The following is a 12,142-nucleotide window of genomic DNA, read 5'->3' on the forward strand; positions in this document are numbered from 1 at the left end:
GGCACCAGCTGATCGTCACGTCCGAGTTCGACCGTTCGACGTGCACCTGCACTACACCGACCGGCATCGGCTGCCCGCCGAGGTGGAGCAGGAGCTGGGGCTGACGTTCCACGAGAGCGCCGCGGCCATGGTGCCCCGCTGCGACGCCGTGACCATCAACGCGCCGTGGCACCCGGAGACCGAGGGCCTGTTCGGCGACGAGCTCATCGCGACGATGGAGCGTGGCGCGTACCTCATCCCGCCGGCCGACCACCCGTGGCGCACCATGCTCCACCACGGCATGACCCCGCGCATCTCGGGTTCTTCGATCTCGGCTCAGGCGCGTTACTCCGCGGGCACGCGCGAGATCCTCGAGTCGTGGTTCACCGGCTCGCCGATCCGCGACGAGTACCTGATCGTCGACGGCGGCAACCTCGCCGGCAGGGGTACGGATTCGTACTCTGCCAACCGCTGGTCCCTCGATCGAAGGCCCTCTTCGCCGCGATTGCTCCGCGGCGAAGAGGGCCTTCCTCGTGTGCGGCGTCAGCGCTCCACGAGCTGCAGTGGATCGTGGAGGCCGAGGCGGTCGGCTCGCGTGTAGACGTTCATCGACGTGCCCCGCAGGAAGCCGACCAGCGTGAGCCCGACCTCCTCGGCCAGCTCCACGGCTAGCGAGGACGGCGCGGAAACGGCCGACAGCAACGGGATTCCCGCCATCGCGGCCTTCTGCACGAGCTCGAACGACGCCCGCCCGCTGACCATGAGCATCGTGCCGGTCAGCGGCAGCCGGCCTTCGCGCGCGGCCCACCCCACGACCTTGTCGACCGCGTTGTGCCGCCCGACGTCCTCCCGCACACAGAGCAGCTGCCCGCCGGCGTCGAAGAGGCCGGCCGCGTGCAGGCCGCCGGTGCGATCGAACACCTTCTGCGCCGTGCGCAACGCGTCCGGCAGGGTCGCCAGCACCTGCGGGCCGACCGCGAGCGGGTCGGCCGTCACCGGCCACCGCAGGGTCGTGCGCACCGCGTCGAGGCTCGCCTTGCCGCAGAGGCCGCACGAGGAAGTGGTGTAGAAGTTGCGTTCCATCGACGGGTCGGGCAGGGGCACGCCGGCGCGCAGCACGACGTCGACGATGTTGTAGGTGTTGGAACCGTCCCCGGAGGCCCTCGAGGCCCCGGCGCAGTACCGGATCCCGGCGACGTCGGCGCCCTGGTGCACGATCCCCTCACCGACCAGGAACCCGGCGGCGAGGTCGAAGTCGCTGCCGGGCGTGCGCATGGTGATCGTGAGCGCCTTGCCGGCCACGCGGATCTCCAGCGGTTCCTCGGCGCTGAGCGTGTCCGGGCGCATCGTGAGCTCGCCGTCGACGACGCGGAACACGCGGCGTCGGCTCGTCATCCGGCCCATGGGGCCACCTCCGGGTTCAGCGCGCGGGAAGCAGGGACTTGGGCCGGCCCGGCTGCGTGAGCCGTCCGGTGAGGACCGCCGCGGCCAGGCTGAAGAGCCCGGCCGCGGCGAAGGCACCGAAGTAGCCGTGTGCCGTGACGACGAGGGCGGCGAGCCCGATGCCGAGCAGCGCGCCGACGGCCTTGGCGCTGTAGAGCACGCCGAAGTTCTGCAACGCCGACTCCTCACCGAAGTACTCGCGGACCAACCCGGTCAGCAGCGTGTAGCAGCAGCCGTTGCCGAGCCCGGCGAGCGCGGCGCCGAGCACGAGGCCGAAGGCATGCCGGTGCTCGCCGGAGTAGAAGAGCACGAACTGGCCGATCCCGCCCGCCACCAAGGCCAGCTGCAGGATCCGCCGGCGGCCCACACGGTCGGACAGCCACCCGAGCAGCACCCGGCCCGTGCCGGTCACGCCGGCGAGCACCGCGAGCGCGATCGCCGCGAGACCCGTACCTCCGCCCTGCTCGGCGACGAACGTGGCCAGGTAGGCGAGGTCGAACAGCAGCACCGCGGCGGCCAGCCCCACCGTGCCGTACAGGGCCAACGTCGTGCCGCAGCGCAGAAGTTCGGCCGGCCGGTAGTGGCGCACGGCGGGGCGGTTGACCGAGACGGTGCGGTTGCGGACCTTGTCCCGCGCCCACTCGCGCGGGTCCGGCGCGCCGACCGGCCACCAGTTGCGTGGCGGGTAGCGCAGGAGCGCGCCCGCGCCGACCACGACGACGAGCACGAGTGCAGCCGTCACGTCGAGGAGCACGTCGCGGTTGCCGACGCTGAGGCCGAAGCCGGCGACGAGCACGAAGGGAACGCTGCCGTAGGCGAAGGCGCCGCTCACCGCCCCGACGCGCGTGGCGGTGTGGTCGGGGAACCAGCGCATCACGGCGCCGACGCAGGTGCCGTAGACCAGCCCCGTGCCGATGCCGCCGAGCAGCGAGTAGCCCACGAACACCACGGCCAGGCTCGACGCGTGGCCGAGCGTCACGAGACCGATCGCGCACAGGATCCCGCCGAGCACCACGGCGAACGACGGCGAGAGCCGGCCGCGGTCGCGCAGCCAGGCCGCGGGGAACACCACACTCGCCTGCGCCACCGCCCAGACTGCGAGCGACACCACGACCTCGGTGAACGTCCAGCCGTGCGCGCTGGTGAGCACCGGCGCGATGGCGCCGAAGCCGTACTGCTGCAGTCCGGCGGCGAACATCGCGGCGCCGCTGAGCCAGAGCATCCAGCTCCGGGGGCGGCCGAGCAGGTCCAGGTCGCTTTCCCCGACCCGGTACCGGCGTCCGTAGACGTCCTTCAGCTCGCGAACCGCGGTGGTGGTCTGGGGCTCGGACATGGCGTCACCCGCTCGACTGGATGTTGTATGCAGTATGGAGTAGTCCGGTTATAGCACCCGTACTTGCACCCTGTCCACGAGCGTCGCCCGACGGGTGGAACGGACTCAGTGCGGACTCAGTGCGGACTCAGTGCGGACTCAGTCCCCAGCACCCGCGGCGCGGGCAGCACGGCTTCGGCCTCGACCGGTTCCCACTTGAGCAGGCCGTCGGTGTCGCGCTCGACGCGCCCGAACGCCTGGTCCCCGAAGTGGCAACCGAACCCGATCGAGCCGGGTCGCTCCAGCTCCTCGACGATCCGGCGCCGGGCCGCGAGCACCCCGGCCACGTCGACGTCGGGCAGCGAAGGCCAGCCGGGGTGCGTGAGCTGCGCGGGAACATGGAAGACGTCGCCGAACGCGACCACGCGCCGCGCCCCCGCCTCGATCACGTACGAGGTGTGCCCCGGGCTGTGGCCGGGCGTCACGAGTGCGCGGACGCCCGGGAAGACCTCGTCGCCGTCGCCGAGCACCTGGTGAGTGGCCGCCAGCGGCTCGATCACCTCGGCCCGGCCCGGCGCGCCCGGGACGAGCTCCCCACGCCCGTGCGGCGCCCACTCCTGCGCGGCGACGAGGTAGGTGGCCGCCGGGAAGAACTTGCGGCCGTCGACGAACGCCCAGCCGGTGTGGTCCACGTGCAGGTGCGTGAACGCCACGGCCTCGACGTCCTCGGGCCGGTGGCCGAGCGCGACGAGAGTGTCCGGCAGGGCGCCGGAATCGCTGAAGGCGACCGGCTCGCCGCCGATTTCGACCGGGTCGGTCGCGACGCCGAGCCCGACGTCGACGAGCAGCGTCCGGCCTTCGCGTTCCACGAGCAGGCCGCCCGCGGACGCCGCGACACGCCCCTTCGCGTCCAGCGCTTCGGGGTGCTCGGTCCAGTACGCGGCCGGGATCGCGGGGAAGAACGCGCCGGGCACCAGGGCCATCGCGCCGTCGATCACGTAGGTGAACTGCACTCCGCCGAGCTCCAGCATCCGCACTGCCGACTGCTCGTTCAGCGCTCCCGCCATCACGCATTCCCCTCCTCGGTCCGGCGAGTTGATCATGCCCCGCTCACCGGCCCGCGAGCGAGCGGATCCCCGGTGGGAGGTGACCGAGCCCACCTTCCCCGGCCAGGAACCGGACAATCGCCTCCTGCAGCGCGCGGGCCGCGCGCGTGAGCTCGACGTCGCGGCGGAAGGCGAGCCGCACGACGCGACTGAGGCCGGGTTCGGTGAACTGCGTCATCCGGAACCGGTCCCCCACCACGGTGCTCGGGACGACGGCGAGACCGAGGCCCGCCTGCACGAGCTCGAGCACGGCGTCCATCTCGCCGCCCTCGATGGCGAAGGCCGGGTCGAACCCGGCGGCGCGGCAGGCGTTCACCGTGGCTTCGCGCAGGTCGTAGCCGCGGCGGAACATGACCAGCGGCCGGTCCTTCAGGTCCTGGATGGCGAGCCGTCCGCGCACCGGCGCCGGCTCATGCTTCGGCGAGATCACCACGAGCTCTTCGACGAACAGCGGGGTGCTCTCCAGGTGGTGGTCGTCGCGGACCCGGCTGTCGACGATCATCGCGAGGTCGAGCCCGCCTTCCGACAGCTCCGTCTGCAGGTCGCGGGAGCCGCTTTCGTGCAGCACCAGCTCGATGCCGGGGTAGGTGCGCCGGAACGCCGCGAGCATCACCGGCAGCAGGCCGGTGCACAGGCTGGGGGTCGCGCCGAGGCGCACGCGGCCGCGGCCCAGCTCGTCGAGCTCGCGGATCGCCCGGTACGCCGCCTCGGTCTCGGCCAGGATGCGCCGCGCGATGGGCAGGAGCGTCTCGCCGGCCTCGGTGAGCGTGACGTTGCCGCGGACGCGGTGGAACAGCGTGGCGCCGACGTCGCGTTCGAGCGCTCGGATCTGTTGCGACAGTGAGGGTTGCGCCACACGCGTCTGCTCGGCCGCGCGCGTGAAGTGCCGCGTGTCGGCCACTGCCAGGAAATATGCCAGCTGCTGGAACTGCATACGCCTCATCATAGGCATTGGCTCTGGTCATGAGAGGAATCATGTGTTTGCCCTCTCGTTGAACCGGACCTAACGTCGCAGGCGTGGCACGTGAACTCGCCACCGCCCGGCGGAAACGCCCGGCGGTGCGGCTTTTCTGGGAATCGTCGATCGGCAAGAAGGTCGTGATGGCGGCGACCGGGCTGCTGTTCGTGGTCTGGCTGCTCGCGCACATGGCGGGCAACCTGAAGATCTTCTTCGGGCCGGAGACCTTCGACCACTACGCGGCCTGGCTGCGCACGATCGGGGAGCCGGCCCTACCGTATGCGTGGTTCCTGTGGGTTCAGCGCGCGGTCCTCGTCGTGGCGTTGGTGCTTCACGTCACGGCGGCGGTGCAGCTGTCCAAACGGGACCGTCGGGCGCGGCCGGTGCGCTACGTGCACGGCCAGCGGCCGCGGGCGACGTTCGCCACGCACACCATGCGCTGGGGCGGCGCGACGCTGGCCGTGTACATCGTGTGGCACATCCTCGACCTCACCGTCGGGGTCGCGAACCAGGACTTCGTGCCCGAGCAGCCGTTCCACAACGTGGTGGCCGACTTCCAGGTGTGGTGGGTCAACGTGATCTACCTCGTGGCCCTGCTGATGCTCGGGCTGCACATCAACCACGGCTTCTGGAGCGCGGCGCAGACGCTGGGGATCAAGAGCGCGAGCAAGGACCGCACGGTCAAGACCGTCGGTACCGTCCTGGCCGTGGTCATCACCGGCGGGTTCATGATCGTGCCGATCTCCGTCATGACTGGATGGGTGAGCTGAGCATGCTCGACTACACGATCGGCGAGCCGATCACCGACACCAAGGCGCCGTCCGGGCCGATCGACGAGCGGTGGAGCGCGCGCAAGTTCTCCGCGAAGCTGGTCAACCCGGCCAACCGGCGCAAGCACCGGGTGATCGTGGTCGGCACCGGGCTGGCCGGCGGGTCCGCCGGGGCGACACTGGCCGAGCAGGGATACCACGTGGTGCAGTTCTGCTTCCAGGACTCACCGCGACGCGCGCACTCCGTGGCCGCCCAGGGTGGGATCAACGCGGCGAAGAATTACCGCAACGACGGCGACTCCGTGCACCGCCTGTTCTACGACACGGTCAAGGGCGGCGACTTCCGGTCGCGGGAGTCCAATGTGTACCGGCTGGCCGAGGTGTCGGCGCAGATCATCGACCAGGCCGTGGCCCAAGGCGTGCCCTTCGCGCGGGAGTACGGCGGCCTGCTCGACACGCGGTCGTTCGGCGGCGTACAGGTGCAGCGGACGTTCTACGCGCGGGGCCAGACCGGGCAGCAGCTGCTGATCGGGGCCTACCAAGCCCTCTCGCGGCAGATCGACGCCGGGAACGTCGAGCTGCACCCGCGCACGGAGATGCTCGACCTGATCGTCGTCGACGGCCGGGCCCGGGGCATCGTCGCCCGCGACCTGGTCACGGGCGAGGTCTCCACGCACCTGGCCGACGCCGTGGTGCTGGCCACCGGCGGGTACGGCAACGTTTTCTACCTCTCCACCAACGCGAAGGGCTCCAACGCGTCGGCGATCTGGCGGGCCCACAAGCGGGGCGCCTACTTCGCCAACCCCTGCTTCACGCAGATCCACCCGACGTGCATCCCGCGCTCCGGCGACCACCAGTCGAAGCTGACGCTGATGAGCGAGTCGCTGCGCAACGACGGCCGCATCTGGGTGCCCAAGGCGAAGCAGGACCCGCGGCCGCCGGACCAGATTCCCGAGGACGAACGCGACTACTACCTCGAGCGGCTCTATCCCAGCTTCGGCAACCTCGTCCCCCGTGACATCGCCTCCCGGGCGGCGAAGAACATCTGCGACGCCGGCTTCGGTGTCGGCCCCGGCGGGCTCGGCGTCTACCTCGACTTCGCCGACGCCATCGCCCGCCTCGGTCGCCCCGCGGTGGAAGCCCGCTACGGCAACTTGTTCGACATGTACCAGCGCATCACCGCGGAAAACCCGTACGAGGTCCCGATGCGCATCTACCCCGCCATCCACTACACGATGGGCGGGCTGTGGGTCGACTACGACCTGCAGAGCACGATTCCCGGCATGTTCGTGATCGGCGAAGCCAACTTCTCCGACCACGGCGCCAACCGGCTCGGCGCCTCGGCCCTCATGCAGGGCTTGGCCGACGGCTACTTCGTGCTGCCGGCGACCCTCAACGACTACATCGGACAGGGCGGCTTCACCGACGTCACCCTGGACGACCCCGCCGTCGTCGAGGCGCAGACCGGCGTCCGCGACCGCATCGAGCGGCTCCTCTCGGTGAACGGCACGCGCTCGGTCGACTCGTTCCACCGCGAACTCGGGTTGATGATGTGGGACCACTGCGGCATGGCCCGCACCGCCGAAGGCCTGCGCAAAGCCCTGGAACGCGTCCCGGAACTGCGTGCCGAGTTCTGGCGCGACGTCCGCATCCCCGGCACCGGCGAAGAACTCAACCAGGAGCTGGAGAAGGCCGGCCGCGTCGCCGACTTCCTCGAGCTCGCCGAGCTCCTGCTGCTCGACGCCCTCGTGCGCGAGGAGTCCTGCGGCGGGCACTTCCGGGAGGAACACCAGACTCCCGAAGGCGAGGCCGCCCGCGACGACGAGAACTTCTCCCACGTCTCGGCCTGGGAGTACGGCGAGAAACCCGTACTGCACAAGGAACCCCTGAACTTCGACTACGTCCACCCCACCCAGCGGAGCTACACGTGAAACTCACCGTGCGTGTCTGGCGCCAGTCCGGCCCCGACACCGAAGGACAGCTCGTCGACTACCCCGTCGACGGCATCAGCACCGACATGTCCTTCCTCGAAATGCTCGACACGCTCAACCAGCAGCTCATCGACGCCGGCGAGCAGCCCGTCGCGTTCGACCACGACTGCCGCGAAGGCATCTGCGGCTCCTGCGGCGTCGTCATCAACGGCCAGGCCCATGGCCCCGAGACCACCACCACGTGCCAGCTGCACATGCGCGCCTTCTCCGACGGCGACATCATCGACGTCGAACCTTGGCGCGCCAAGGGTTTCCCCGTGATCAAGGACCTCGTCGTCGACCGCTCCGCGTTCGACCGCATCATCCAGGCCGGCGGCTACATCACCGCCCCGACCGGTGCAGCCCCCGACGCCCACGCAGCGCCGGTGCCCAAGCCCGACGCCGACCTCGCCTTCGACAACGCCACCTGCATCGGCTGCGGCGCCTGCGTCGCGGCGTGCCCCAACGGCTCGGCGATGCTGTTCACCGCCGCCAAGGTCAGCCACCTCAACTCCCTGCCCCAGGGCCAGCCCGAACGCACCCAGCGCGTGCTCGACATGGTCGACACCATGGACGCCGAAGGCTTCGGCGGCTGCACCAACAGCGGCGAGTGCACGCTGGCCTGCCCCAAGGGCATCCCGCTGACGAGCATCACCACGCTCAACCGTGAGTTCCTCAAGGCGGCGCGCAAAGCCCGCAAGTGACCTGGTCGGCTGTCCTACTCGGCTGTCCTACTCAGCGAAGACTCGGCGGAGCCAGTTCACGCGGCTCGCCCGCGCTTCGCGCGACATCGGGGCGTGCGGGACGACCTCGTCGAAGCCGTGGCACCCGCCCGGCCACACGTGCAGCTCCGCCTGCCCGCCCGACTGCCACAGGCGCGACGCGTAGGCGACGGCCTCGTCGCGGAAGGTCTCGACGGAGCCGACCTCGAGGAACGAAGGCGGCAGGTCCGAGAGATCGGTGGGGCGGGCGGGCGCGGCGTACGGGGAGACGTCCGGGCCGCCGGCCGCGTCGCCCAGGAGCGCGGACCAGCCGGTGGCGTTGGAGACGCTGTCCCACACGCCTTCGCCGACCAGCTCGGTGCTCGACGGCGTGCCCGCGCGGTCGTCGATCATCGGGCACACCAGCAGCTGACCCTGCAGGGCCGGGCCGCCGCGGTCCCGCGCCATCAGCGCGGTGGCGGCCGCGAGCCCGCCGCCGGCGCTGCCGCCCGCCACCACGAGCCGGGCGGGATCGATGCCCAGCTCGGCCAGGTGCTCGCCGACCCACGTCAGCCCGGTGTAGCAGTCCTCGACGGGCGCGGGGTGCGGATGCTCCGGCGCGAGGCGGTAGTCGACGCTCACCACGACCATCGGGATTTCGGCCAGCCACCCGAGTAGCCAGTCGGCGCCCGTGCGGTTGGTGCCGGCCATCATGCCGCCGCCGTGCATGAAGTACAGGCCCGGCAACGGCACGGCGGGATCGCTGCCCTTGGGCCGCAGCACCAGCAGTGGAACGCCGCCGTCGATCTCGCGCACGTCGGCGCGCTCGGCGATCTCGGCCACGCTCATCGTGTGCCCGGCCGCCGTCAGCTCACGCAGCCGGCCCACGAGCTCCGGCGTCACCGACGACGGCAGCGCCTCGTTCACCGCCACCAGCGCCGCCGCGATCTCGGCGTCGAACGGTGGGTGCACCCTCTGCATGCCGCCTGCTCCTCTCGGGATGTCGACCACCGACGCTAGGCGAGCGCCCACCGTACGTGAACCCGTCACGCGGCGGCCGTTGCCCGCCACGCGGCGGTCAGCGGCTACGGCGGAACCGGCGCAGCACCAACGCCACCGTGAGCCGGGTCCGCCCGGCCGGCGTGGTCAGCCCGTAGCTGAGCTCCTGGGCAAGGAGGTCGACGCGGCTCTGCAGCGTGGAGTGGTGCACGTGGAGCACCGCCGCCGCGGCACGCAGGCTCGGCTCCGCCGCGACGGCGGTCAGCGTCGCGAGCGCCCACGGGTGCGCGGCGACGACGCGTTCGAGGTGGCGTCACTTCCGCCGTGGCCGCCGGTGAGTCACACCCGTCGGCGAGCGCGAGCAGCCCGCCCACCTCGGCGGCGTCCACATGCGACGGCCCCGGCTCATCGACGGCGGTGAGCCGCAATGCGAGAACCGCCTGCCCGTAGGACAACGGCAGCTCCCGCACAGCGACCGCCGGTCCCGACGCCGACCGCACCGCCTTGCCAACTCCTCCAGGTGATCCGGCCGGTTCGATCGTCACCGCCAGGTCGCCGAGGCGAGCCGCGCCCGGCGGTTGCGGGCCGCCCGCGCACACCGTCACGACGAACACTCCGTCCGGCGGCGACCCCAGCCGCCGGGCCGCATCCGTCCGCGCACCTTCGTCGGCACTGGCGTCCACCAGGAGCTCCACCGACGCGGGGTCCCCCGGCGGAAATCCGGCGCCGGTGCGGTCCAGCACGATGCCGACCGTGGTGGCCAGCCGGTCGACGAGCACCCGATCGAACTCCGCCCGCGCCGGGTCCTCAGCCGCGCGCTCCACCCACACCACCGCGCGCGCGTACCCCGGCAACGGCACCGAAAGGCCCGCGGGCTCACCATCAACCCGCCGGCCGTCCGGCTCCACCCGGACCCGCAACCGCCGTCCCGGAACCACGAGACCGGCGGCGCAGCCGGCGAGCACGGCCGCGGCCCGCACCGTCGCTTCGAGACCGGCGCGGGCTTCGACCAGGGCGTCGAAGTGGCGACCACCCGCAGGGCGGCCCCGGCTCCGGGATCGATCGCCCGCATGCGCCCGGCCGGCTCACGCAACGTCGGTCACCTCCTCGGCGACCAGCGTACGGGCCGGTGCTCAGAACCCGGGTGCGTTGCGCAGGTTGGTGCGCGCGAGCTCGATCATCTTGCCGACGCCGCCGTTGAGCACCGTTTTGCTCGCCCCGAGCGCGAAGCCGCGGACCTGCGCGCCGGTGATGTGCGGCGGGATCGACAGCGCGTTGGGATCGGTCACGAGCTCGACCACGGCCGGTCCGGGGTGGACGAACGCCTTCGCCAGCGCCTCCCGCACGTCGCGCGGGTCCTCGACGCGCGTCGCGTGGATGCCGCACGCCTGGGCGATCGCGGCGAAGTTCACGGGTGTGTGGTCCGTACCGAAGTCGGGCAGGCCGTCCACGAGCATCTCGAGCTTCACCATGCCGAGCGTGGCGTTGTTGAACACCACCACCTTCACCGGGATGTCGTAGGTGGGCAGCGTGAGCAGGTCGCCCATGAGCATGGCGAGCCCGCCGTCGCCCGAGAGCGACACGACCTGGCGGCCCGGCTGCGCGAACTGGGCGCCGATGGCGTGCGGCAGCGCGTTGGCCATGCTGCCGTGGCGGAACGAGCCGAGCACGCGGCGGCGGCCGTTGGGCGTGAGGTAGCGCGCGGCCCACACGTTGCCCATGCCGGTGTCCACGGTGAACACCGCGTCGTCGTCGGCCACCTCGTCGAGGATCGCCGCGGCGAACTCCGGGTGGATGGGCCGTCGGTGCTCGATCTTCGTGGTGTAGGCCGAAACCACCTTCTCCAGCTTCCGCACATGCTCGCGCAGCATCCGGTCGAGGTAGGTGCGATCGGTCCGCTCCCGCAGCAGCGGCAGCACGGCCTTGATCGTCGCCTTCACGTCGCCGTGGATCGCCAGCTCCAGCGGCGTCCGGCGGCCCAGGCGCGCGATGTCGGTGTCGACCTGGATCGTGCGGGCCTGCGGCAGGAAGTTGTCGTACGGGAAGTCCGTGCCCAGCAACACGATCCGGTCGGCGGCGTGCATCGCGTCGTAGCAGGCGCCGTAGCCGAGCAGGCCGCTCATGCCGACGTCGAACGGGTTGTCGTACTGGATCCACTCCTTGCCGCCGAGCGAGTGGCCGACCGGGGCATTGAGCCGTTCGGCCAGTGCCAGCACCTCGTCGTGCGCGCCGCGGGTCCCGGCGCCGGCGAAGAGCATCACCTTCTCGCCGGAGTCGAGCAGGCGCGCCAGCTCCTCGATCGTCTCGGCCGGCGGCACCACCGGCGACGGCGTGACGAGCTGGACCTTCTCCACACCCGGCTGCGCGGCCTTGCGGTCGGCGATGTCACCCGGGATGGTCAGCACGGACACCCCGCCCTTGCCGACGGCCGTCTGCATCGCGATCCGCAGCATCCGCGGCATCTGCTCCGGTTGGGACACGAGCTCGCTGTAGAAGCTGCACTCGGTGAACAACTGCTCCGGGTGCGTCTCCTGGAAGAACCCCGTGCCGATCTGCGCCGACGGGATGTGCGACGCGATCGCCAGCACCGGCGCACCGCTGCGGTGGGCGTCGAAAAGCCCGTTGATCAGGTGCAGGTTGCCCGGGCCGCAGCTGCCCGCGCACACGGCGAGCTTCCCCGTCACCTGGGCTTCCGCGGCGGCCGCGAACGCCGCGGCCTCCTCGTGGCGGACGTGGACCCACTCGATGCCGTCGGTGCGGCGCACCGCGTCGACGATCGGGTTGAGACTGTCGCCGACGATGCCGTAGATCCGTTCCACGCCGGCGTCGCGCAGGGTCCGCACGAGCTGTTCGGCCACAGTGGCCATGAGCCACGCTCCTCTCTCGGAAAACCTGCTTCCAGCA

Annotated in this window: 11 protein-coding genes; 4 read left to right on the forward strand and 7 right to left on the reverse strand. The window is 71.3% G+C overall.

Features of this window, described 5'->3' with window-relative positions; genetic code table 11:
* Window positions 1-40: 40 nt before the first annotated feature.
* On the forward strand, window positions 41-580 hold the full coding sequence (locus tag QRX50_RS33585) for an NAD(P)-dependent oxidoreductase (RefSeq protein ID WP_285967123.1): 540 nt from the start codon (window positions 41-43) through the stop codon (window positions 578-580).
* On the opposite strand, the gene fdhD is transcribed toward QRX50_RS33585, so the two are convergent.
* The 4 genes from fdhD to QRX50_RS33605 all read right to left on the reverse strand — a co-directional run bounded on the left by fdhD (window position 523) and on the right by QRX50_RS33605 (window position 4,774).
* Window positions 523-1,383, reverse strand: a complete 861-nt coding sequence (fdhD, locus tag QRX50_RS33590; protein WP_285967124.1) for a formate dehydrogenase accessory sulfurtransferase FdhD — start codon at window positions 1,381-1,383, stop codon at window positions 523-525. The genes QRX50_RS33585 and fdhD overlap by 58 nt on opposite strands.
* 16 nt (window positions 1,384-1,399) lie before the next feature.
* Window positions 1,400-2,755 (reverse strand): OFA family MFS transporter, encoded by a 1,356-nt coding sequence (locus QRX50_RS33595; RefSeq protein ID WP_285967125.1) that lies wholly within the window; start codon window positions 2,753-2,755, stop codon window positions 1,400-1,402.
* 116 nt (window positions 2,756-2,871) lie between these two features.
* Window positions 2,872-3,801: an MBL fold metallo-hydrolase gene (locus QRX50_RS33600; protein ID WP_285967126.1), complete on the reverse strand. Its 930-nt coding sequence runs from the start codon at window positions 3,799-3,801 to the stop codon at window positions 2,872-2,874.
* A 43-nt stretch (window positions 3,802-3,844) separates the two neighbouring features.
* Entirely contained in the window at window positions 3,845-4,774 is a 930-nt protein-coding gene (locus QRX50_RS33605; RefSeq protein WP_285967127.1) for a LysR family transcriptional regulator, read from the reverse strand.
* A gap of 83 nt (window positions 4,775-4,857) precedes the next feature.
* Between QRX50_RS33605 and QRX50_RS33610 the strand changes: the two genes are divergently transcribed.
* Genes QRX50_RS33610 through QRX50_RS33620 form a run of 3 tightly spaced genes read left to right on the forward strand, consistent with a single transcriptional unit; the run spans window position 4,858 to window position 8,242 of the window.
* Window positions 4,858-5,568, forward strand: coding sequence for a succinate dehydrogenase cytochrome b subunit (locus tag QRX50_RS33610; protein WP_285967128.1), 711 nt, complete (start codon window positions 4,858-4,860; stop codon window positions 5,566-5,568).
* Window positions 5,556-7,499, forward strand: a complete 1,944-nt coding sequence (locus QRX50_RS33615; protein WP_434533166.1) for a fumarate reductase/succinate dehydrogenase flavoprotein subunit — start codon at window positions 5,556-5,558, stop codon at window positions 7,497-7,499. The genes QRX50_RS33610 and QRX50_RS33615 overlap by 13 nt, the downstream gene beginning before the upstream one ends.
* The gene (locus QRX50_RS33620; RefSeq protein WP_285967129.1) at window positions 7,496-8,242 is read left to right on the forward strand and encodes a succinate dehydrogenase/fumarate reductase iron-sulfur subunit; all 747 of its coding nucleotides are present in this window, start codon (window positions 7,496-7,498) and stop codon (window positions 8,240-8,242) included. Before QRX50_RS33615 ends, QRX50_RS33620 begins: the two co-directional genes overlap by 4 nt.
* A 27-nt stretch (window positions 8,243-8,269) precedes the next feature.
* Here QRX50_RS33620 and QRX50_RS33625 read toward each other — a convergent pair whose 3' ends face one another.
* The 3 genes from QRX50_RS33625 to QRX50_RS33635 all read right to left on the reverse strand — a co-directional run bounded on the left by QRX50_RS33625 (window position 8,270) and on the right by QRX50_RS33635 (window position 12,105).
* Window positions 8,270-9,220, reverse strand: coding sequence for an alpha/beta hydrolase (locus QRX50_RS33625; protein ID WP_285967130.1), 951 nt, complete (start codon window positions 9,218-9,220; stop codon window positions 8,270-8,272).
* 97 nt (window positions 9,221-9,317) lie between these two features.
* Window positions 9,318-9,458: a hypothetical protein gene (locus tag QRX50_RS33630; protein ID WP_285967131.1), complete on the reverse strand. Its 141-nt coding sequence runs from the start codon at window positions 9,456-9,458 to the stop codon at window positions 9,318-9,320.
* A gap of 913 nt (window positions 9,459-10,371) precedes the next feature.
* Window positions 10,372-12,105, reverse strand: coding sequence for a pyruvate dehydrogenase (locus QRX50_RS33635; RefSeq protein WP_285967132.1), 1,734 nt, complete (start codon window positions 12,103-12,105; stop codon window positions 10,372-10,374).
* Between the last annotated feature and the right edge of the window lie 37 nt (window positions 12,106-12,142).

Origin of the sequence: Amycolatopsis sp. 2-15, from assembly GCF_030285625.1 — a bacterium.
Classification (GTDB): Bacteria; Actinomycetota; Actinomycetes; order Mycobacteriales; family Pseudonocardiaceae; genus Amycolatopsis; species Amycolatopsis carbonis.